22 protein-coding genes are annotated in these 21883 nt (G+C 64.0%); 11 read left to right on the forward strand and 11 right to left on the reverse strand.

Annotated elements, in window-relative coordinates; translation table 11 throughout:
* Positions 1-6 precede the first annotated feature (6 nt).
* Positions 7-780, forward strand: a complete 774-nt coding sequence (locus H290_RS0126405; RefSeq protein WP_020109872.1) for a PIG-L family deacetylase — start codon at positions 7-9, stop codon at positions 778-780.
* On the opposite strand, the gene H290_RS0126410 is transcribed toward H290_RS0126405, so the two are convergent.
* Both H290_RS0126410 and H290_RS0126415 read right to left on the reverse strand, forming a co-directional pair.
* Positions 769-1431, reverse strand: a complete 663-nt coding sequence (locus H290_RS0126410) for a 3-oxoacid CoA-transferase subunit B (RefSeq protein WP_020109873.1) — start codon at positions 1429-1431, stop codon at positions 769-771. The genes H290_RS0126405 and H290_RS0126410 overlap by 12 nt on opposite strands.
* The gene (locus H290_RS0126415) at positions 1431-2213 is read right to left on the reverse strand and encodes a 3-oxoacid CoA-transferase subunit A (RefSeq protein WP_020109874.1); all 783 of its coding nucleotides are present in this window, start codon (positions 2211-2213) and stop codon (positions 1431-1433) included. The genes H290_RS0126410 and H290_RS0126415 overlap by 1 nt, the downstream gene beginning before the upstream one ends.
* A gap of 146 nt (positions 2214-2359) precedes the next feature.
* On the opposite strand from H290_RS0126415, the gene H290_RS0126420 reads away from it, so the two are divergent.
* From H290_RS0126420 to H290_RS0126440, 5 genes are all read left to right on the forward strand, one after another.
* Positions 2360-3130 carry an IclR family transcriptional regulator gene (locus tag H290_RS0126420; protein ID WP_020109875.1) on the forward strand — a complete coding sequence of 257 codons (771 nt, stop codon included), beginning with the start codon at positions 2360-2362 and terminating at the stop codon, positions 3128-3130.
* An 82-nt stretch (positions 3131-3212) separates the two neighbouring features.
* Positions 3213-4016 carry a Stf0 family sulfotransferase gene (locus H290_RS0126425; protein WP_028463733.1) on the forward strand — a complete coding sequence of 268 codons (804 nt, stop codon included), beginning with the start codon at positions 3213-3215 and terminating at the stop codon, positions 4014-4016.
* Complete coding sequence (gene cysD, locus H290_RS0126430; RefSeq protein ID WP_020109877.1) at positions 4013-4939, forward strand: sulfate adenylyltransferase subunit CysD; 927 nt, start codon at positions 4013-4015, stop codon at positions 4937-4939. Before H290_RS0126425 ends, cysD begins: the two co-directional genes overlap by 4 nt.
* Positions 4939-6798, forward strand: a complete 1860-nt coding sequence (gene cysC, locus H290_RS0126435) for an adenylyl-sulfate kinase (protein WP_020109878.1) — start codon at positions 4939-4941, stop codon at positions 6796-6798. The genes cysD and cysC overlap by 1 nt, the downstream gene beginning before the upstream one ends.
* Positions 6799-6835: 37 nt before the next feature.
* Entirely contained in the window at positions 6836-7426 is a 591-nt protein-coding gene (locus H290_RS0126440) for a dihydrofolate reductase family protein (protein WP_020109879.1), read from the forward strand.
* Positions 7427-7438: 12 nt separating this feature from the next.
* On the opposite strand, the gene H290_RS0126445 is transcribed toward H290_RS0126440, so the two are convergent.
* Complete coding sequence (locus tag H290_RS0126445) at positions 7439-7981, reverse strand: GNAT family N-acetyltransferase (protein ID WP_020109880.1); 543 nt, start codon at positions 7979-7981, stop codon at positions 7439-7441.
* 85 nt (positions 7982-8066) lie between these two features.
* Here H290_RS0126445 and H290_RS0126450 point away from each other — a divergent pair, with 85 nt between their 5' ends.
* Entirely contained in the window at positions 8067-10097 is a 2031-nt protein-coding gene (locus H290_RS0126450) for a DUF6541 family protein (protein WP_020109881.1), read from the forward strand.
* Positions 10097-11032 carry an NAD-dependent epimerase/dehydratase family protein gene (locus H290_RS0126455; RefSeq protein ID WP_020109882.1) on the forward strand — a complete coding sequence of 312 codons (936 nt, stop codon included), beginning with the start codon at positions 10097-10099 and terminating at the stop codon, positions 11030-11032. The genes H290_RS0126450 and H290_RS0126455 overlap by 1 nt, the downstream gene beginning before the upstream one ends.
* 3 nt (positions 11033-11035) lie before the next feature.
* Here the strand turns inward: H290_RS0126455 and rfbB are convergent, their stop codons facing one another.
* Positions 11036-12040, reverse strand: coding sequence for a dTDP-glucose 4,6-dehydratase (gene rfbB, locus H290_RS0126460; RefSeq protein WP_028463736.1), 1005 nt, complete (start codon positions 12038-12040; stop codon positions 11036-11038).
* Positions 12041-12123: 83 nt separating this feature from the next.
* Between rfbB and rfbA the strand changes: the two genes are divergently transcribed.
* Together rfbA and H290_RS0126470 are read left to right on the forward strand one after the other, a co-directional pair.
* Positions 12124-12999 (forward strand): glucose-1-phosphate thymidylyltransferase RfbA, encoded by an 876-nt coding sequence (gene rfbA, locus H290_RS0126465; RefSeq protein ID WP_020109884.1) that lies wholly within the window; start codon positions 12124-12126, stop codon positions 12997-12999.
* Positions 13000-13001: 2 nt separating this feature from the next.
* On the forward strand, positions 13002-13631 hold the full coding sequence (locus H290_RS0126470; protein WP_020109885.1) for a dTDP-4-dehydrorhamnose 3,5-epimerase family protein: 630 nt from the start codon (positions 13002-13004) through the stop codon (positions 13629-13631).
* Positions 13632-13714: 83 nt separating this feature from the next.
* On the opposite strand, the gene H290_RS0126475 is transcribed toward H290_RS0126470, so the two are convergent.
* From H290_RS0126475 to H290_RS0126495, 5 genes are all read right to left on the reverse strand, one after another.
* Entirely contained in the window at positions 13715-14956 is a 1242-nt protein-coding gene (locus H290_RS0126475) for an IS256 family transposase (protein ID WP_369758851.1), read from the reverse strand.
* Positions 14957-15159: 203 nt separating this feature from the next.
* Positions 15160-16446 (reverse strand): HNH endonuclease signature motif containing protein, encoded by a 1287-nt coding sequence (locus H290_RS29885; protein WP_036520424.1) that lies wholly within the window; start codon positions 16444-16446, stop codon positions 15160-15162.
* A gap of 149 nt (positions 16447-16595) precedes the next feature.
* Positions 16596-17207 carry an ABC transporter ATP-binding protein gene (locus tag H290_RS0126485; protein WP_020109888.1) on the reverse strand — a complete coding sequence of 204 codons (612 nt, stop codon included), beginning with the start codon at positions 17205-17207 and terminating at the stop codon, positions 16596-16598.
* 4 nt (positions 17208-17211) lie between these two features.
* Positions 17212-17586 carry a DUF2304 domain-containing protein gene (locus H290_RS0126490; RefSeq protein ID WP_020109889.1) on the reverse strand — a complete coding sequence of 125 codons (375 nt, stop codon included), beginning with the start codon at positions 17584-17586 and terminating at the stop codon, positions 17212-17214.
* Positions 17587-17590: 4 nt separating this feature from the next.
* Positions 17591-18322, reverse strand: coding sequence for a glycosyltransferase family 2 protein (locus tag H290_RS0126495; RefSeq protein ID WP_020109890.1), 732 nt, complete (start codon positions 18320-18322; stop codon positions 17591-17593).
* Between the two features lie 124 nt (positions 18323-18446).
* Between H290_RS0126495 and H290_RS29890 the strand changes: the two genes are divergently transcribed.
* Positions 18447-19307: a glycosyltransferase gene (locus H290_RS29890; protein ID WP_020109891.1), complete on the forward strand. Its 861-nt coding sequence runs from the start codon at positions 18447-18449 to the stop codon at positions 19305-19307.
* Here H290_RS29890 and H290_RS0126505 read toward each other — a convergent pair.
* Together H290_RS0126505 and H290_RS0126510 are read right to left on the reverse strand one after the other, a co-directional pair.
* Positions 19251-20489, reverse strand: coding sequence for a hypothetical protein (locus H290_RS0126505; RefSeq protein WP_020109892.1), 1239 nt, complete (start codon positions 20487-20489; stop codon positions 19251-19253). The two genes, H290_RS29890 and H290_RS0126505, sit on opposite strands and share 57 nt — an antisense overlap.
* Positions 20490-21851, reverse strand: coding sequence for a M1 family metallopeptidase (locus H290_RS0126510; RefSeq protein ID WP_028463738.1), 1362 nt, complete (start codon positions 21849-21851; stop codon positions 20490-20492).
* Positions 21852-21883 lie beyond the last annotated feature (32 nt).

Here is a 21883-nt window from a genome sequence, read left to right on the forward strand (position 1 = left end):
TAGTCCATGAGTGTTCTTGTGTGTTTCCACGCGCATCCCGACGATGAGGTGTTCGGGACCGGTGGCACCATGCGCCAAGCGTCTGACGCCGGACATCGGGTTGTTCTTGTCACAGCCACAGACGGGGCCGCCGGAGAGTTTCCCGAGGGCATCCTCGCCGACGGCGAAACGCTGACCGCGAGGCGGCGAGATGAGCTGGCGAAGTCGGCGGAAGCGCTTGGAGTGCATCGTGTTGTGATGCTGGGGTTCTCGGATTCCGGTATGGCCGGAACGCCCGAGAACGACAATCCGGAAGCGTTCGCGAATCTTTCCGTCGAATCTGCCGCCCAGGCGTTGGCCGACATCCTCGTCGAAGAGCAGGCCGACGTCGTGACGATCTACGACAGCTACGGCGGCTACGGTCACCCCGATCACATCCAGGTTCACCACGTGGGGAAGCGGGCCACGGAGATCGCCGGCACCACCCACGTGTACGAGAGCGTGATGAACCGCGACCACTTCCGTGAGCTGGTCAAGGCCAACGCGCAGTGGGATGAAGAGGACGCCCCCAATATCGAAAAGATCGGCGTCCCGGCCGATCAGATCACCACCGAACTCCAGGTGGGGGAGTTCATCGAGGCCAAGCGGGCGGCGATGGTTGCGCATGCCACCCAGGTCGGCGACTTCGGGCCGTTCCTGGACATGCCCATCGACATGTTGCGGGTGGCCTTCGGCCTGGAGTGGTACCGCCGTGTCGACGGCACCAACTCCGGGCCGATGGAGACCGCCTTACCCCTCTAGCTGCACAGTGAGGGTTGCGCCGGTGGCGGCGATGACGTCGTCTGCGGTGACGCCGGGTGCGAGTTCTTTCAGCACCAGGGTGCCGTCGCCGACGATGTCGATGATGCCGAGGTTGGTGATGATCTGATTGACCACACGCTGGCCGGTCAGCGGCAGCGTGCAGGTCTCGAGGATCTTCGGGTTGCCGGCGCGGTCGGTGTGCTCCATCAGCACGATGACGCGGGCGGCACCGTGGACGAGGTCCATCGCCCCGCCCATGCCCTTGACCATCTTGCCGGGAACCATCCAGTTGGCGAGGTCGCCGGTCTTCGACACCTGCATACCGCCGAGGACCGCGGTGTCGATGTGGCCGCCGCGGATCATTCCGAATGACAGTGCCGAATCAAAGAACGCCGCACCGGGATTGACGGTGACCGTTTCCTTTCCGGCGTTGATGAGGTCCGGGTCGACGGCGTCTTCGGTGGGGTAGCCGCCGGTGCCGAGGATGCCGTTTTCCGAATGCAGGGTGACCCGGACATCGGTGCCGAGATACGTCGGGATCAGGGTGGGCAGACCGATGCCGAGGTTGACGTACTCACCGTCGATCATCTCTGCTGCCGCGCGGGCGGCCATCTGATCGCGGGTCCATCCGGTGACCGTGGGGGCAGACATCACTTGGCTCCTTCGGTTGCGACGGTGCGCTTTTCGATCTTTTTGTTCTGGGGGCCGGTATGCACGATGCGCTTGACGAACACGCCCGGCAGGTGCACGGCACCCGGGTCGATCTCGCCCGGTTCGACAAGGCGTTCGACCTGAACGATCGTGATCTTGCCGGCCATCGCGGCCAGGGGATTGAAGTTCATGGCTGTCTTGTTGAAGACGAGGTTGCCGTCGGTATCACCGAGATCGGCGTGCACCAGCGCGAAGTCGGCGGTGATGCCTTCTTCGAGGACGTACCGTTTGTCGCCGAAGACCCGGGTCTCCTTCGGTGGAGATTCGATCGCGACCGAACCGTCGGGGGCGTAACGCCAGGGCATTCCACCGTCTGAGATGGGGCTGCCGACGCCGGCCGGTGTGTAGAAGCCGGGGATGCCTGCGCCGCCGGCGCGCAGGCGCTCGGCCAAAGTGCCCTGCGGGGTCAGCTCGACCTCGAGCTCGCCGGCCAGATACTGCCGGGCGAACTCTTTGTTCTCGCCGACGTACGACGCGGTCACGCGCCGGATCCGACCCTGGCCCAGCAAGATGCCGAGGCCCTGGTTGTCGACGCCGCAATTGTTGGAAAACACCTCGAGGTCGGTCGCCGTCGTGTCGGCCAGTGCCTCGATCAGCGCATCGGGGATTCCGCACAGACCGAACCCGCCGACGGCGAGCGATGCGCCGTCCTTGATGTCGGCGACTGCGCTCGCGGCCGACTCGTACACCTTTGAACTCACTGCTTCTCCCATTCCGTCCATTCACGCAAACGGTCATCGTCCATAGAACAAACGCCTGCGATGTCGGTTCCCAGTCAACAATGTCGCAGCTCGGGGGATCAAGTAAACCGAAAGAACGTCGCGAAACTGTTCGCGGAACGAAAATCGGGCTGAGGTACGTTCATCAGATGAACGCGCAGTCTCCGACCCGCTCACATGTGGTCGCCCGCGTCGGCGCGCTCCTACGCGCGGTGGGCGCGGCGGAGCCGAGCGGGGCATCGACCACCGATCTGGGACGGGCCACCGAACTGGCCCGGCCCACCGCGCACCGGCTGCTGAGCTCGCTCGCCGACGAAGGGCTGATCGATCGGGACGCGCAGACCGGGCGGTGGCGGCTCGGCCCCGAGTTGTACCTACTCGGTGTGGGCGCCGCCAATCGGTACGACATCAGCGATCAGGCCCGCGACGTCCTGAGCAGGCTCGCCCGCGAGACCGGTGAGAGCGCCTTCCTGTCGGCGCGGCGCGGTGATGAGACCGTCTGTCTTCTCTGGGAGGAGGGCAGTTTTCCGCTTCGATCCCATGTCCTGCACGAAGGGATCCGATTCCCGCTGGGTGTGGCCTCGGCCGGCCTGTCGATTCTCAGTCATCTCCCGGACCGCGATGTCGACGACTACTTCTCTCGCATGAAACCCGAAAAAGATTGGGGTCCAGTGCATTCAGAGGAGAAAATTCGGGAACGCATCAGATTGACCAAGCGCACCGGCTACGCGGTCAACCCAGCCCTGATCGTGGACGGGAGTTGGGGCATCGGCGCTGCGGTGTTCGACCGGACCGGACGGCCCGCCTGGGCGTTGAGCCTGACCGGCGTGCAAACCCGCTTTCGTGATGAGCGAATCCACGAGATGGGTGTCCTGCTCCTGGAGCAGGCACACCTGCTGTCCGTAAGGCTCAAATCCTGAAAAAGTCAACAATTGAAATCATCCTGATTGACTGCCGCTCCCGAAGCGGGCCGCAGCATTTGTCGTCTCTATATTCATAGCCATGGCACCCGGCCCACGGTCTTATCTTGTGTGCGCATCTCAGCGCAGTGGCAGCACCTTGCTTGTCGAATCCCTGCGGTATACCGGCGTCGCCGGTGAGCCGGAGGAATACTTCCAGTACCTGCCCAGCACATCGCGTGCACCGCAGCCGAGGCAGTGGTTCGCCGGGGTCGAGGACCCCCAGATCCTGAAACTGCTGGCGCCGTTCGATCCTGGTACCCCGACGACAGAGACCAGCGACGAGTGGCGAACCCGGATCTGGAGCCACGGCCGCACGGGCAACGGAGTGTGGGGTGGCAAGTTGATGTGGAACCAGACCCCGCTGGTCATCGAGCATGCCGCCGGTCTGACGGGTCGCAGTGGCACGGACCTGCGCTCGGCGCTGATCGACGTGCTCGGTGAAGAACCACTGTTCATCAAGGTGAACCGCGAAGACGTGGTGCCGCAGGCGGTGTCGTTCTGGCGTGCGGTGCAGACGCAGGTCTGGCGGGGTAAGGCGCCGCAGGCGCTCGATGACGCCGCGGAGTACCACGCGGACGGCATCGCGCATCTCGTGACCATCCTGCGAAACCAGGAAAAGGGCTGGCGGCAGTGGTTCGCGCAGGAGTCGATCACTCCGATCGAGGTGAGCTACAACGAGCTGGCCCGTAATACCACCAAGGTTGTCGCCGGAATCCTGATCGAACTAGGGCTCGATCCGGCCTCGGCACCACCGCCGGTTCTGGAGCGGCAGGCCAACAGCCGTTCGAACGAGTGGGTAGAGCGCTATCGCGAAGACGCAGAGCAAAGGGGACTGCCCGTATGACCACCGAGATCACCGACGACGTCACGCACGTCGACGAACTACGGATCCTCGAAGCCGAGGCTGTGCACATCATCCGGGAGGTGGTGGCCGAACTCGAACGACCGGTCCTGCTGTTCTCTGCGGGTAAGGATTCGATTGTCCTGTTGCGGTTGGCGGAGAAGGCGTTTCGGCCGTCGCCACTGCCGTTTCCGGTCCTGCACATCGACACCGGCCACAACTTCCCCGAGGTCATCGACTTCCGCGACCGCCGGCTCGCCGAAGGTGGCCATCGACTGATCGTGGGGTCGGTGCAGGAATCCATCGATTCCGGCCGGGTCCAGGAGGTCGGGGGTCCGGCCGGATCGCGCAACCGGCTACAGACCAGAACCCTCCTCGATGCTCTCGAGGCCGGTAAGTTCGACGCCGCGTTCGGTGGCGCCCGGCGCGATGAGGAACGTGCCCGGGCCAAGGAGCGCGTGCTGAGCTTCCGCGACGAGTTCGGTCAGTGGGATCCCCGGTCGCAGCGACCCGAGCCGTGGTCGTTGTACAACGGCCGGATCCGGAAAGGCGAGCAGGTGCGGGTGTTCCCGCTGAGCAACTGGACCGAGCTCGACATCTGGCGGTACATCGACCTCGAAGGCCTGGAACTGCCACCGATCTACTTCGCCCATGAACGTGAAGTGTTCGAGCGTGACGGAATTCTCCTGGCGACCTCGGAGTACACCAGCCCTGCCGACGAGGAGACCGCAAGCGTCGAGTGGGTGCGGTACCGGACAGTCGGCGACCTGACCATCACCGGCGCGGTCCGGTCCCGGGCGGTCACCATCGCCGACGTCGTCACCGAGATCTCTGCGTCGACGGTGTCCGAGCGCGGAGAGACCCGCGCCGACGACCGCACCTCCGCCGCAGCCATGGAAGACCGCAAACGAGAAGGGTACTTCTGATGACTCGCCAACTGTTGCGGCTCGCCACCGCCGGATCGGTCGACGACGGTAAGAGCACCCTGATCGGGCGCCTGCTGCACGACACCGACAGCCTGCCGATCGACCACCTCGAATCCGTGACCGACACCGAGGGTGTGGCCGACCTCGCAGCGCTCTCCGACGGCCTGCGAGCCGAACGTGAGCAGGGCATCACCATCGATGTCGCCTACCGCTTCTTCTCCACGGCCACACGCAATTTCATCCTGGCCGACACCCCGGGGCACGAGCGCTACACGCGCAACATGTTCACCGGTGCGTCGAACGCCCATGTCGCGGTGCTGCTCGTTGATGCCCGCGCCGGTGTGGTGCGGCAGACCCGGCGTCATGCCCGGATCGCGACGCTGCTCGGGGTCCCGCATCTTGTCGCGGCCGTGAACAAGATCGACCTCGTCGACTACAGCGAAGAGCGATTCGCGGAGGTCGAGGCCGAGTTGCACACGCTTGCAGCACGACTCGGAGTCAAAGACCTTGCCGTGGTGCCCTTGGCAGCCAAGATCGGCGACAACGTCGTCACCCGTTCCGACAACACTCCCTGGTACACCGGGCCGACCTTGCTGGAGTACCTCGAAGGTGTCGAACTGACCGCGCCGGCACCATTGCCGACCGAGGTTCGCCTTGCGGTGCAATGGGTTTCGCGCCCTGACGACAAGGAGCGGCGCCGGTACACCGGACGTTTGGCCGCGGGCACCCTGCAGGTGGGTGATCCGATCCTGGTGCTCCCGTCGGGGTCCCGAAGCACGGTCACCGCACTCGACACCCTCGACGACAACCGCAGCATTGCCGTTGCACCGCTGTCGGTTTCGGTCGAACTCGCCGACAACATCGACGTCGGCCGTGGCGACATGATCGTCAGCGGCGCCGACGACGCGCACCTTCCGGTGTCCGCGCGGGAACTCGATGTCACCGTCTGCTGGTTCTCCAAGACGCCGTTGCGGGCCGGCGACCGGATCGGGCTGAAGCAGGCCACCCGCACAGTGCGGGCCACGGTGCAGGAGATCAGCAGCCGACTCGATCCGGAAACCCTTGGCGAAGACCAGAATCCGGTGGAGCTGGTGCTCAACGATGTCGGAACCGTGACACTGCGCACCAGTTCGATCGTGATCGCCGATCCGTATTCGTCGAACAAAGACGTCGGCGCGTTCATCCTGATCGACGAGAACTCCAACGACACCGTCGGCGCCGGCACCATCACCGAGGCCCGGGTCGTCAAACCCGGTGAACGTAAACGCAACGACATCAAGTGGCATCCGTCGGCGCTGGAACGTAGCCATCGGTGGGGTGCTGTCGGCCAACGGGGCGCGGTCATCTGGCTGACCGGGCTACCGGCCTCCGGCAAATCGACTGTGGCCGTTGCCCTGGAGCGGGAACTGGTCGAATCCGGGCGGGTGGCGTACCTGCTGGACGGCGACAACGTCCGCCACGGACTCTCCGATGACCTCGGGTTCTCGGCGGGAGACCGCGCGGAGAACATTCGCCGGGTCGGTCACCTGACCCGGTTGTTCGCCGATGCCGGAGTCGTTGCCATCGCGTCGCTCGTCTCACCGTTGCGCTCGGACCGCGAGATCCCGCGTGCGCTCAGTTCGGCCGCGGACCTCCCCTTCATCGAGGTCCATGTGGCGACCCCGCTGGCGGAGTGCGAGCGCCGCGACCCGAAGGGGTTGTACGCGCGGGCCCGCGCCGGAGAACTCAAGGGCCTGACGGGTATCGATACGCCCTACGAGGCGCCGGAGAATCCCGATCTGGTGATCGATACCACCGATACGGATTCGGAGACCCTCGTCAGTCAGATCCTCGACATCTTGGCTGCTCGCGAGGCCTGAGCGATGAGTTCGGGCGCCGAATCCGGTCTGTTCCGGTATGACTCGCATCATCGCTGACATCTCGGTTTCCGTTGACGGCTATGTCACCGGACCCGGTGCCGGCCCGGACAACGGTCTCGGTGACGGCGGCGAAGCCCTGCACACGTGGGCGTTTTCCGACGATCCCGATGATCGACTGGTCCTGAGCGAGGGGACCGCTCGCTCCGGTGCAGTCATTCTGGGCCGCCGGCTCTTTGACATCGTCGACGGGCCGGGCGGCTGGGACAACGAGGTCGGTTATGGCGCCGGTGAGGTCGGCAGACCGCCGTTTGTGGTGGTGACGAGCTCACCGCCGGAGTCGATGCGGCTCACCGAGCTCGACTGGACGTTTGTCACCACCGGTCTGTCCGACGCCGTCGCCGCTGCGCGTGAGCGCGCCGGGGATCTCGATGTGGTGCTCATGGGCGGCGGTGCCACCATCGGTTCAGCGATCGCCGCCGGACTGGTCGACGTGCTGAGCCTGCACGTCGCGCCTGTTGTGCTCGGCGCGGGGACGCCGCTGTTCACCGGCGGCCCGACACGCACACTCGTTCAGCGAAGCGTGACCGCGACATCGACGGCAACGCACGTGATCTACGACGTCGTCTGAGCGCGGCTGTCGCTACGCCCCGGGGTCGGTCCGGAGCAGGCCGTGCATGACCAGATCGTGACGACGCCCGTTCTTGCCCTGGGCCGCCGACCGCAGGATGCCCTCTTCGATGAAACCGCATTTGCGGGCGACCGCGCGTGATGCGGCGTTCTCCGCGTAGGCGTCCAGACCCACCCGCACCGCTCCGATCTGCCAGGAGTATTCGATGAGAAGCCGGGTCGTCCGGGTGGCGATGCCCCGGCCCCGGGCCCAAGGTGCCACCGCGTACCCGATCGCGGTGATCGCGTCGTCGTCTTCGGCGCGCAGCCCGCACAGACCGAGGAAGCTGTTGGCGTCGTCGACGATGGCGAGGTCGAAGCCGGGCCACACGCGCACCGAGCGGCTGTCCACGAAGTCGCGGGCATCGGCGGCGGTGTACGGGCTCGGCACCACGGTGAACTCCGCGGTCAGCGGATCCTGGCTCGCGGCCTGCACTGATGGCGCATCGCCGCTGGTCAGGGGGCGTAGCGTGATCACCCGATCCGTCAATGTCGGGATATGACGTGGCCAGTCCATATGCTCCAACTTAGTGCGCAAAGCTCTCGATTAAGGTTCTAACCGAACCCGAGAACGACACTTCAACCGAACGAATGGGATCTGCATGCTGCTGGCCGCTTGGGTCACGGTGGTCACCGCGGTGATCATGATTGTGCCCGGCGCACTTGTCGGCCGACGGATGTCGTTGCCCTGGCCGGTGGCCGTCGCGGCGGGAGCGCCTCTCACTTTTGGCATGATCGGTCTCTTCACCGTGCTGTACGGCGCCGTCTCCATTCCCTGGAATCTGTTCACCGCACTGCTCATGGTGGTCGTGTGCTGGCTGATCGCCTGGGGCTGGGATCGATGCGCGCGCCGCCTGGGCTGGCTGGCTCCGACACCGATTGCCGCCGACACCGCGGGCCCGGGCCGGCGGTCGCTGCTCCTGATGTCCGGTGGGGTGCTGCTGGGCGCGGTGGTCATCATGATGTCGTCGATCCGGCGGCTGATGGGTACCACGTTCCTCGGCCTCAACAACATCTCCCAGGTGTGGGATGCGCTCTGGCATGCCGACGCGCTGCTCTGGATTCACCAGACCGGGGACGCCTCGGCGCTGCACATGGGCGAGTTGATGAACACCGACACCGGTGGCTTCAACTACTACCCGGACACCTGGCATGCCCTGGGTTCGCTGCTGTACCCGCTGACCGGCGCCAACACCGTCGAGATCTACAACATCTACTCGCCGGCGGTGCTGGCGTTCACGCTGCCGATCAGCATCGGGGCACTCGCGTACTGGCTGGGCCGCAGCCGGCTTGATCCCGACCGCGCTGCGGTGTTCGGTGCGTTGGCCGCCGCGATCACGGCGGTGTTCCCGTCGCTTCCGTACGTCGAGCTGGCTTTCACCGCCGTGCCGAACGCGGTGGGCGTGTCGCTCGCGCCGGTCACCGCGGTCCTGGTCTGTTCGGCGCTGACCGACCGGCGGCGCATCCTGGCCGCGGCTCTGGCCATCGCCGGAACGGCGGCAACACATCCATCCGGACTGGTGGTCGTCGCCGTCATCGTCGGTCTCTGGTGGCTCCTGCAACGCTTGTGGGCGCCGGTTCGTGGTCGGCTCGGCGACTTCACCGGCCTGGCCGCAATCGGAGCGCTGGCGCTGGTGCTGATCAGTCCGGTGATCGTCGGGACGCTCAAGATGTCGGACAACAACGAGTTGTCCGGTTTTGACTCCCGCGACGAAGGAGCGACAGCCGCACAAGCGATGACCCGCGCTGCTTTCGGCGGCACCGAGATCCTGAGCCGCGATTATCCGCTGATCTACCTCCTGATCCCGGCGTTCATCGGGTTGGGCTGGCTGGTGTGGTCGCGTAGCTGGGGGATGGTCGCGGCCTGGATCGCGTTTGTGATCACCACAGCCAATGCCGTCACCGAGCTCCCGGTGATCCCGACATCGCTCTCCGGTGTCCTCGGTGGGTACTTCTACAACTCGCAGCATCGGCTCACGTTCGTGGTGTCGATCTTCACCGCGACAGCCGCCGGTATCGGCGTGGGTGTGGTGGTGTTGTGGGTGGCAGGTCTGTTCGCCACCCGAGACAGGTTCCGCGGCAACACGTTCCTGCTTCCCGCTGTGGCGGGGATGGGTCTGCTGCTCGTGCTGGCCGGCGGGGTCTGGCGCTACGCCGACAACGGAACGATCGCCACGCGGTACCGGAGCGAGGTGCGGATCGGGGTCGAAGACGTCGCCGCCTACAAGTGGCTGGCGCAGCAACCGGATGCCCGGGGCACAGTGATCCTCAACAACCTCGATCAGGGCACCGGCTGGATGTATCCGGTCGCAGATCTCAAACCAATGTTCCCGTTCTACCGGGCCAACGATTTCAGTCAGCGGCAGACCGACCTGCACTGGAATGTCGCCGAGATCGGCAGCGACCCGGCGATCGATCAGATCGTGCGCGACATGGGGATCCGCTACGTGATCGACGCCCCACCCAGCTACTGGACGTTCCAGGAAGGGCCACCGAGACCCGAAGAGGGCTACTTCGGCGATCCCTACCTGGAACTACGTGAGTCCGGGGCGCCGGGATTGCGGGAGATCTATCGCCAAGGAAACGTGACCATCTACGAGGTCGCCGAAGAAGTCCGGAACGGGACGGGATAATGCGCACATTGGTCACCGGCGGAGCCGGATTCATCGGATCCACCCTCGTCGATCGGCTCCTCGACCAAGGCCACGAGGTGGTCGTCCTCGACGATTTCTCGCGGGGTCGCCGAGGGAATCTTGCCGCCGCGATCGATCGTGGTGCCTCGGTCATCGAAGGCGATATCACCAGTATCGACCTCAACGATGTTGTGGGACAGGCAAAGCCGGAGGTGATCTTCCACCTCGCGGCGCAGATCGATGTCCGGGCATCGGTGACCGATCCGCTGTTCGATGCGCAGGTGAACGTACTGGGAACGATCAGGCTCGCCGAAGCGGCGCGACTTGCCGGTGCCCGCAAGATCGTCTTCACGTCGTCCGGTGGCTCGATCTACGGCTCACCCGAGCACCTTCCGGTCGCCGAGACCGCCCCGCTGGCACCGATGAGTCCTTACGCCGCAGCCAAGGTCAGCGGCGAGGTCTACCTCAACATGTATCGATCGCTCTACGGACTCGACTGCACTCATATCGCTCCGGCGAATGTGTATGGGCCACGCCAAGATCCACACGGTGAGGCGGGTGTTGTCGCGATCTTCGCCAAACACCTGCTCGCCGGAGCGCCGACCAAGCTGTTCGGCGACGGCGGCAACACCCGCGACTATGTATTCGTCGACGATGTGGTCGCCGCGTTTGTCCTGGCGTCGGCCGAAGACGGTGGGGGCCGGCGTTTCAACGTCGGCACCGGAGTGCAAACATCCGATCGGGAGCTGCACACGATGGTCGCCGAGGCAGCCGGCGCCGCCGACACCCCGACCTTTGAATCGGCCCGCCTCGGCGATGTTCGCGATTCGTCGATCGACGGTTCCCACGCCGGTGTGGTGCTCGGCTGGAAGCCGGCGGTATCGCTGACCGAAGGCATCGCGCGGACGGTGGACTACTTCCGCAGCAACAGCTGAGACCTACTCGACCACTTTTTCGGTGGTTGCGTATTTGTTTTCGGTGGCGGCTTTGAGTGGTTGCCACCAGTTTTGGTTGTTGCGGTACCAGTCGATGGTGTCGGCGAGGCCGGTGCGGAAGTCGAGGAATTGTGGTTGCCAGCCGAGTTCGGTGCGTAGTCGGGTGGAGTCGATTGCGTAGCGCAGGTCGTGGCCGGGGCGGTCGGTGACGAAGTCGAAGGCGTCGGTGGGCTGTCCGGTGAGTTCGAGGATGGTTTCGATGACGGTGCGGTTGTCGGCTTCGCCGTCGGCGCCGATCAGGTAGGTTTCGCCGATTTGGCCTTTGTCGATGATGGTCCAGACGGCGTCGTTGTGGTCGTGGACGTGGATCCAGTCGCGGACGTTTTTTCCGTGGCCGTAGAGCTTGGGGCGGATGCCGGAGAGCACGTTGGTGATCTGGCGGGGGATGAATTTTTCGATGTGTTGGTAGGGGCCGTAGTTGTTGGAGCAGTTGGAGATGGTGGCCTGGACGCCGAAGGAGCGGACCCAGGCGCGGACGAGGAGGTCGCTGCCGGCTTTGGTGGCCGAGTAGGGGCTCGAGGGGTTGTAGGCGGTGGTTTCGGTGAAGCGGTCGGGGTCGTCGAGTTCGAGGTCGCCGTAGACTTCGTCGGTGCTGATGTGGTGGTAGCGGACACCGTGTGTGCGGACTGCTTCCAGGAGTGAGAAGGTGCCGACGAGGTTGGTGTGGACGAAGCTGGTGGGGTCGGCCAGGGAGTTGTCGTTGTGGGATTCGGCCGCGAAATGCACCACCAGGTCCGTGTTGGCGGCCAGAGAATCGACGAGCGCAGTATCGGCAATGTCACCCTCGACGAGTTCGATGCGGTCGGCGACGGGCGCCAAGGATTGCGCGTTGGCGGCGTAGGTCATCTTGTCCAGGACCACGATGTGCACATCTGGCCTGGTCGCCAGGGTGCGATGCACAAAATTGGCGCCGATGAATCCGGCACCTCCAGTGACCATTACCCGCATTTGTTGCCTCCATTCGCTGCTGCAACCCTACCGACCTGACCAGGCGTGGGCAGCCGCAGGACCTGCGCCCTAAGGTGTGAACCATGCGCGGAATCATTCTGGCCGGGGGAACCGGGTCGCGGTTGCATCCGATCACTCAGGGTGTCAGCAAACAGCTCGTGCCGGTGTACGACAAACCGATGATCTATTACCCGTTGAGCACCCTGATGCTCGCCGGGATCCGGGACATCCTGATCATCACCACGCCCCATGATGAGGCTGCGTTCCAATCGTTGCTCGGTGACGGTTCTCAATTCGGGCTGTCGTTGACCTACCAGGTTCAGGCCAGCCCTGACGGTCTCGCGCAAGCCTTCGTGTTGGGTGCCGATCACATCGGCAACGACTCGGTGGCGCTGGTCCTGGGCGACAACATCTTCTACGGTCCGGGCCTGGGTGAACAACTCAACCGCTTCCAGAACATCGACGGCGGCGCGGTCTTCGCCTATTGGGTTCGCAACCCCGAGGCCTACGGTGTGGTCGATTTCGACTCCACCGGCAAAGCCGTTGACCTGCAAGAAAAACCAGAACACCCGTCCTCGAATTATGCGGTCCCGGGTCTGTACTTCTACGACAACGACGTCGTCGACATCGCCGCCGGCCTGCAACCCAGCGCCCGTGGTGAATACGAGATCACCGACGTCAACCGCACCTACCTCGACCAAGGACGCCTGCAGGTCGAGGTGCTGCCCCGCGGGACCGCCTGGCTCGACACCGGCACCTTCGACTCACTATTGGACGCCGGCAACTTCGTGCGTACCGTCGAACAACGCCAAGGCCTGAAAATCGCTGTCCCGGAAGAAGTTGCCTGGCGCCGCGGATTCATCGACGACAACCAACTCCAAGCCGCCGCCACCAAACTCCTCAAGTCCGGGTACGGCAGCTACCTTCTCGACCTCCTCGACCGCGGCAAGGACTTCTAGACATGCAGATCGAACCGCTGCCCATCGACGGCGCCTTCGTCATCACCCCCAAGATGTTCGGCGACCCGCGCGGGCTGTTCATGGAATCGTTCCGCGCCGACCTGCTCTCCGAAGCCATCGGCCACCCGTTCGACCTCCAGCAAGCCAACCTGTCGGTGTCTGCGGCCGGAGTCCTGCGTGGTGTGCACTTCGCCGATGTCCCACCCGGACAAGCCAAATACGTCAGCTGCCCCAAAGGCGCCATCTACGACATCGTCGTCGACATCCGCGTCGGCTCACCCACTTTCGGCACCTCGCATGGTGTTCTGCTCGACGACGCCAACCGCAAAGCCCTCTACGTCGGTGAAGGCCTTGGCCACGCCTTCCTCTGCCTCCAAGACGATTCGGTGGTCACCTACCTGTGTTCGGCCGGCTACAACCCCACCGGCGAACACGGCATCTCACCCCTGGACCCGGCCCTGGGCCTCGACCTGCCCACCACCGCCCGCGACGGCAGCGCCCTGACCTACACACTGTCCGACAAAGACACCGCTGCACCAACATTGGCACAAGCCCAAGAATCGGGGCTGCTCCCGGACTTCGACGACGTCACCGCCTTCCTGCAAGCACTGGCAGATCCGACTGTCGGCTGAGCTAGTCGAGATCGCCTGACACCCGGCACCGAGCTCCACTATGGGGACTGTCAGATTAACGGCGGATCCGACCATGGCATCTGTTAGTTGCCGGTCGGGGTAATCCGGCCTTCGAAGGTGATCGCGAACGCGTTGAGCGCTGGCTTCCACCTCATTGCCCATCGTGCCTTACCGCGGCCGGTGGGGTCTAGCGATCTGGTGACCAAGTACAGGCATTTGAGTGCGGCCTGCTCCGTCGGGAAATGCCCTCGAGCCCGGATCGCCCGCCGGTAGCGGGCATTGATCGACTCAATAGCATTGGTAGAACATATGATTCGGCGTATCTCCACGTCATAGTCCAGGAACGGGATGAACTCGGTCCAGGCGTTGTCCCACAACCGGATGATCGCCGGATACTGCCCGCCCCACTTCGCCGTGAACTCGACGAAACGTTCCTTGGCCGCAGCCTCGGAAGGCGCGGTGTACACGGGCTTGATGTCCCTGGCCATCTGGTCCCAGTACTTACGGTAAGCGTAGCGAAAGGTGTTGCGCAACAAGTGAATGATGCACGTTTGTACGATCGCCTGCTGCCATACCGCGGTGACCGCATCAGGAAGACCGGTAAGGCCATCACAGACGACGATGCAGACGTCGGCGGTGCCGCGGTTCTTGATTTCGGTGAGCACCGAGAGCCAAAACTTGGCGCCCTCGCCGCCGTCGCCGGCCCACAACCCCAAAATGTCGCGTTCGCCGTTGGCGGTGACGCCGATGGCCACGTAGATCGGCCTGTTCGTCACCTGCCCGTCCCGGATTTTGACGTGGATGGCATCGATGAACATCACCGGATAGATCCGATCCAGGGGCCGGTTGACCCACTCGGTCATCTCGGCAACGACCTTGTCGGTGATCTTGGAAATCGTGTCCTTCGACACCGACGCACCATAGATATCCTGAAAGTGCGCTGCGACTTCTCCGGTCGTCAAACCCTTTGCCGTTAACGATAATACGATCTCATCGATCCCAGTCAGACGGCGTTGGCGCTTCTTGACGATCTGCGGATCGAACGAGGAGTTCGTATCCCGTGGCACCTCGATGTCGACCGGGCCGATCTCAGTCAACACCGTTTTCGATCGCATCCCGTTTCTGGAGTTGCCGCTGCCGCGACCGACCGGGTCGTGCTTGTCATAGCCGAGGTGCTCGGTCATCTCCGCATCCAACGCGGTTTCGAGCACGTTCTTCGTCAACTGGTTGAGCAGCCCGTTCGGGCCGATCAAATCCACGCCCTGCTCCTTGGCCTGCGCCAGGAGCTGCTCAGCCAACTGTTTTTGATCCACCTCGTTTGTCATGGATTCGAGTGTTTCGGACATCTCTGATCCTTCCCGCCAAGCAATGCTCGGCGTGTCAAACCAAGATCAGATCCACCGTTGTTCTGACAGTCCCCCACTATGAAGTTCTCAAAGATCTTGCTGCGCAGATGGTTCTACGCTGCTCGGGGTTCTCGGAATATGTCGTCGTAGGGTTCTGGTCTTGCGGTTCCGGCCTCGCCTGGTTATGCGGCGGCGAGGTCGGACGTCATGGTCCTGCGGGCGTGGGATCGCAGAGGCGTTTTGGTGGCGTCGTCCGGGTTGATGAACCAGGGGTGCCCGTCGGTACCGATGAAGACTTCCCAGCGAATGTGATGGATGTACCGGTGGTGGCGCCGGCACAGGAGAACGGTGTTGGTCAGGCTGGTGACCCCGCCTTGACTCCACTGCACGATGTGGTGGGCGTCCGTCCGCCCGGGCGGGCAACCGCACCCTGGGTACGCACATCCCCGGTCCCGGGCGATCAAGGCCTTCCGGATCGCGGGTGTGACGGTCCGATGGTCACGACCGACGTCGAGCGGAACCATGTTGTTGTCGACCAAGATTTTCGTGATGACCGAATCGCAGGCCACCATCTGCGCGGTCGATGCGGAGGCCGGGCCGGTCCATTCAAACGACGCCGCCAACTCGGGCGGCTTCACACCACCCAATCCACGCAGTTGTACTGCCTGTAGATGTTCGGGTGACACCGTCAGGTTGACGTGGGGTTTCGCGCCGCCGCGCGTCGGTCGGTCTTCTTGTTCGAGGTAGGAATCGAGCAGTTGCTCCAGCGCGTCCGCGCGCACTTGAGCAGTCGTGCGACTGTCGGGAGATCCATCTGGTTCGGGTACTGGCTTGGACAACGGATCGAGCGCCACCCGCAGTTTCTCGCCCAGCAGGTTGTCCAGGTCCAATGTGCCGTGACTGCGCCCGTCGTCACCGGTCCCGAACGAGAACTCATTGAGCTCGTGATTCTCGGCATCGGGTATCGGCTTATCCGGTGGCGACAACACCAGCGCCATATGCCGTGCCCGAACCGCTACCGCCGACGGACTGGTGGTCAATGCTTCGGCCAGCAGGCCACGCACACAATCAGTCCGATCTGAATCGGGCAGCTCTGGGTTGCGTCGCTCAATATGGCTGAGGCCCTTTACAATCGAGTCAATGTGTTCACCCGAGAGTGTTCCGTCCACCCCGTACGATGCGACCGATGGAATGTCCTTCAGTGCTTTGCCCACCCGCACGTAGCGGTGGGCCACCACTGGCGCCATCCCGGCTTCCTGTAGCAGCTTCGCCGTAGATCCCTTTCCGGATTTCTGCGCGATCCCACGAGTGTCAATTTCACCCACCAGTCGGAAAAGTAGTTGTTCCACTACATGATTGAGTCGAATAACCGCCACCGTACGCGACGACACCTGAGCATCATCCCCGGCGACCAGAGTCGCATCCCCTGCCAGATCAGAAAGTCTGGCGAACATTCCCCCGAAGTCCATGACTCCAATGTACAGACCAAATACTATTCGCGCAAGTGTTCGAATTTCCTTCTTCGGTTGTGCTGCAACATCTTTCGATGTCGCTTGTAGCGAATCGCTCAGTGTATCGTGAGGGTACGACATTCACCCTGTCGAGCAGGCAGATGACTTCACAACTGCACGGTCGAGGATGTGCACACCCGATCGATCAGTGCCTGGTCGTGGCTGGCGACAGCAATTGCCGTTCCCTGGTCGGACAGTTCTCGCAGTAGGGTGACGACGGCGTTGGTGGCGACCGGGTCGAGCAGGGCGGTGGGTTCGTCACAGAGAAGAAATGCTGGTTCGCTGACGAGTATGCGTGCGAGACAAGCACGTTGGAGTTGTCCGCCGCTGACCTGGGTGGGAAACCGGGTGAGTAGTTCGGGGTCGAATCCCACGCGTTCGATGACGGCGTCGAGATCGGCTGTGCGCCCGGCGATATCGGCGGGCTCGGTGATGATCTGAGCCAGCGTCCAATCGGAGTTGCAGGCCAGTCTCGGGTGTTGGTCGAGCATGGCAAGTGAGCCCGGTGTGGCCTTGTCAGCCCCGTCGTAGGTGACGGTGCCCGCATCCGGGGCGAGTAGACCCGCCACGACCCGGAGCAGGGTGGTCTTCCCGCTGCCCGATGGTCCGGCCACGCCGGTGATGTCGCCCGACCTCACCTCGAGGTCGACATCGTCCAGAACGGTCTGATCGCCGAATCGAACCGAAATCGACTTTGCTTGCAGGATATGGTTGTTCACACGATCACTGAGCTGGATTGGCCGGTGGGTCCTGTGGTCGGTGGTTGTTCTCCAGGGCCGCGTTCTGCAACGCCACCGACCGGGCGAGGCGGGCGTACTTGATCTCGATATCGCGGAATCGAAGGTAGGTGCTGATCGTGGTGAAGGCGAAGGCCACCACCAGTCCGTAGAGCACCAGGTCGGTTCCGCGTCCGACGCCCACCCATCCCGCGATGACCGTCAGATCGTCCGGCCGCAGCAGCGCGTACACCCCAAAGGCCAGGAATGCCAGGAAGATCAGCTTCACCCACGCCGAGGCCCGGGCATTGCCACGGCGGGTGAGGAAGTAGCCGACGAGCAGGAGGACGGCGAGGATCAGGAGGATCTGGATGGCCAGCATGGTGTTATCGCCTCATCCGGCCATGGAGCAGGCCGTCGCTCAAGATGTTGACACCGTTCAGCAGCGACTGGCCCTTGGCCATCGAATACTCGGTGTAGAGGATGGTCACCGGCTGCTCGGACACCCGCCACTTGTTCTGATCGATCAGCGCGACGAACTCCGATGCATGGCTCATCCCGTTCATGATCAGGTCGAGTTGATCGGCCACGGTGGAGTTGAACACCCGCAGACCGTTGTGGGCATCGGTCAGGCCCATCCGTCGAGTCCGTGGACTCAGGAAGACGATGGTGCGCAACGCCATTCGCTTGATCAACGGGACGCTTTTGCTGCGGTCGTCGGCGAAGCGGGTGCCGATCACGATGTCGAGCGGTTCGGTCCGGAGTCGTGCCAGCATGGCGACAACGTCATCGACCTGGTGCTGGCCGTCGGCGTCGAACGTGACGAAGTATCGGGCTCCCGGCTTCGCCCGTGCGTATTCGACACCGGTCTGGATCGCTGCGCCCTGGCCCAGGTTCACCGGATGGCGGACGATATCGGCGCCCGCGGCCCGGATCTCCGCGACGGAATTGTCCCTGCTGCCGTCGTCGACGCAGACGATGTTGGGGAACGTGCGTTTGGCGGCGGTGATCACCGAGCGGATCACCGGTGCCTCGTTGAATACCGGAACGATCAGCCAGACGTCGGAATTGGCGGTGGCTGCGGATGAGGGGGCAGGCGGTGAGTCAGTGATGATCACACCTCCACGCGCACATCGGCCGGGTACCGAACGCGGTCCGCGGCAACCCAACCGTCTGCCAGGCCGATAGGCAGTCTATCGGTACCGCGGCTGTACGCTGCGGAGCGTGCGAGCTGTCGACGTCATGTTGCCGTTCTACGGCGACGTGGATCTGCTGAAAGCCGCGGTCCGCAGCGTCCTGGATCAGACCTTCACCGATTTCCGCCTGGTGGTGGTCGACGACCAGTACCCCGATCCCGAACCGGCGCGCTGGCTGCGATCGCTGGGCGATGCGCGCGTGCACTACATCCGCAACGACGTGAACCTCGGGGTCAACGGCAACTTCCGGCGCTGTGTGGACCTCGTCGAGGCTCCCGCGTTCACCCTCATGGGCTGCGACGACCTGATGGCGCCGGAGCATCTGGCGACCGCGATCGCGACACTCGACGCACATCCCGACGCGGCTGTGGTCCAGTCGGGCGTGCAGGTCATCGACGCCGACGACGCCGTGGTCCGGCCTCTGGGCGATCGGGTCAAGGCCCGCATGACACCGGCGGCGCCGACCGTCCTGCGTGGCGAAGCGCTGGTGGCGAGCCTGTTTCGCGGCAATTGGACGTATTTCCCAGCCCTGGTCTGGCGCACCGCGGTGGTGAAACCGATCGGCTTCCGCAGTGGTCTCGAGATCGTCCTCGACCTCGCCTTGCTGATCGACATCGCGCAGGCAGGCGGTGCGCTGGTCCTGACCGAGGACGTCACCTTCTCCTACCGCCGCCATACCGAATCGGTGAGTTCGGTCCAGGCGATCGATGGCAGGCGGTTCGATGAGGAGCGCGCCTTCTTCCTGGGCGAGGCGCAGCGCTGTCTGGAGATCGGCTGGCCGGATGCGGCCAAAGCAGCTCGCCGGCATCCGACGTCCCGGCTGAATGCAGCCACGCTGCTGCCTCGAGCGTTACTCGGCAGGCAGTGGCCGATTGTCTCCTCGCTCACCAGGCACGTGCTCCGCTGACCGCGGTCTCGCCGCCCACAGATGGACGGCCATCCCGATCATCGGTCCGGCGATGAGGGCGATCGACACCCGCACCTCGAGGTCGGCGGGTATGAACAACAACGCGATGCTCGCGGTGGTCGCCACCCACCATCCGGCGGCGTAGAGGCGGTGCGCTCCGATGGCCAGAGCCATCGCGCCGGTGAGCGTGAGGACCGCCATCGCCACCGCGCCGACGGTCAGCAGTGCGATGGTGGAACCGGAGAGTCGGTAGTCGGCGCCGAAGATCGTTTCGAGCAGCCACGGACCGATCAGCCAGGCCGCGAGCGCGCCGACCACACCCACCCCGGCCACGATCAGCAACGGCGCCGTCAGCGACTGCAGCACCCGATCCCGATTCTCGACGAACCGGCTGATCAGGACGCCCTGGAAGCTGTTCAGCGGCACCAGTAGTGGAGCCCGCGTCAGCGTCACCGCCAAGATCACGGCTCCGGCCACCGAATCGAGATCGCCGGATGTGGACAGTTTGATCAGAACCGGGAAACCCATCACCAGAATTGCGCTGGCCAGTGCGGCGGCCATCGCGGTGAAGGTGTTGCGGGCCAAGTCCGAGGCCGCGACATCCCCGTTCGCGCCCAGCGCGGTGCGGGCCGGCCGCAGACAGAGGACAACAACGGCCGAGGAGACCGTGCCCGCGATGGTCATCACCAGAAACGCGAACAGTCCCCAGCCGGCGATGACGGCGATGACGGTGAGTACCAGGCGGATTACGGCATCGACGATGAGCAGGGTGGCGAACGGACCCCACCGGCCCAGTCCGGACAACACACCGCCGAGTCCGGCGTAAATGCCGAACGCCGCGACACCGGCGGCGAGCAACAGCACCGATTCGATTCTGTACCACTCGAATACGGCACCGGCCCAGCCGATCGACGTCACCGCAACCAGCAGCGCCAGGCCCACACCTACGACGGCGTTGAGCGGCATCGGCCGGGTGCCGACCGCATCGCGGATCATCGCACCCCGGACCGCCCGGGTGGTCTCCTGGAGCTGCCCGTTCTGAGTACCGGTGACCAGTCCGTATGCCGCCCAGAACACGGCGAACGCGGCGTAGCCGTCAGCACCGAGGGCGCGGGCCGCGAGCAGGAGGACCAGGTAGCCGGACACCGCGGCGATCACAGTCGCCAGGGCCACCCGTCTCATCTAGAAGACCGGATACGGCGGCAGCGGCTTCTCGTCAAGCCAGCGATGCCACAGGTCGTTCAGGGGCTGCGGACTGTATTTGCCGGCGAGGCCGGTGAAGTCGGCAGACGTGACCGAGCTGTAGCGGTACTCCCTGGTCCACTCGCGGAGCAGGTCGAAGAAGTCATTGTCACCCAAACGCTTCCGCAAGGCGTGCAAGGTGAGGGCGCCCCGTTTGTAGACCCGGTCGTCGAACATGTACTTCGGACCTGGATCGCCGATCACCAGATCCATGGGGGACGCCGCCAGTCGGCCGTAGTATTTGCGAGCCTGGGATTCAGCGGTCGGGCCGCCAGAACGCTCCGACCACAGCCACTCGCTGTAGCAGGCAAAACCCTCATGCAGCCAGATGTCTTTCCATCGGCTCAGCGTGAGGGAGTTGCCGAACCACTGATGGGCCAGTTCGTGGGCGATCAGTCGCTCGGACCAACCCGTCCCGTCGCAGTGGTTGGCCCCGAAGATCGACATGGCCTGGGCCTCGATGGGGATCTCGAGGTCGTCGTCCGTGATCACCACCGAGTATTCCGGGAACGGGTACGGCCCGAACATCTCTACGAAGACTTCCATCATCTGCCGCTGCTTGGCGAAGTCGAGGTCGAGGTTTCTGCGCAGGCGCGGTGGGACCACCGCATGGATGGGAACCGGTTTGGTGCCAAGGGTCTTTCGTGTGTAGGAGCCGATCTGGATGGTCGCCAGATAGGACGCCATCGGCTCGATCTGTTCGTACACCCAGGTCGTCTGGGCGGCCTTGGTGCGTTTGCTCTTGAGGACACCGTTCGCGACCGCCATGAACGGACTGTCGGTGGTGATCGAGATGCCGTACGCGGCTTTGGAACCAGGGTGGTCGTCACAGGGGAACCAGGAGGCCGCGCCGTTTGGTTGGCTGGCGACGAGCGCCCCTTCGGTGAGTTCTTCCCAACCGACGTCGCCCCATTGACCGCGGATCGGCTTGGGATTGCCGGCGTACTTGATCACCACCGTCATCCCACCACCGGCGGGCAGATCGGTGGCGAGCGTGATGTTCAGCTTGTGATTGCGATGGGTGTAGCGGGCCGGACGCTTGCCGTTGACCGTGATGCGTTCAACCTTCAGCGAGGACGACAGGTCGATGCTGAACCGGCCCAGAGTTCTGACGGTGGCCGCGGTGAGAGCAGCGACACCGGCGAGCCGATTGGTCGAGACCTTGTATTCCAGGGTGAGGTCATAGCGCGATACCCGGTATCCGAGATTGCCGTTGGCGGGAAGGTACGGGTCGATTCCGTCCGACGGGTCACCCAGCAGCGCCTGACCGATTCGGGAGGATCGCACGAGTTTACCTGGCATGAATCCTCCTGTTCGGTTCCGAAGTGCAACTT

The organism is Nocardia sp. 348MFTsu5.1 (genome assembly GCF_000383535.1).
In the GTDB taxonomy this organism is placed as follows: domain Bacteria; phylum Actinomycetota; class Actinomycetes; order Mycobacteriales; family Mycobacteriaceae; genus Williamsia; species Williamsia faeni.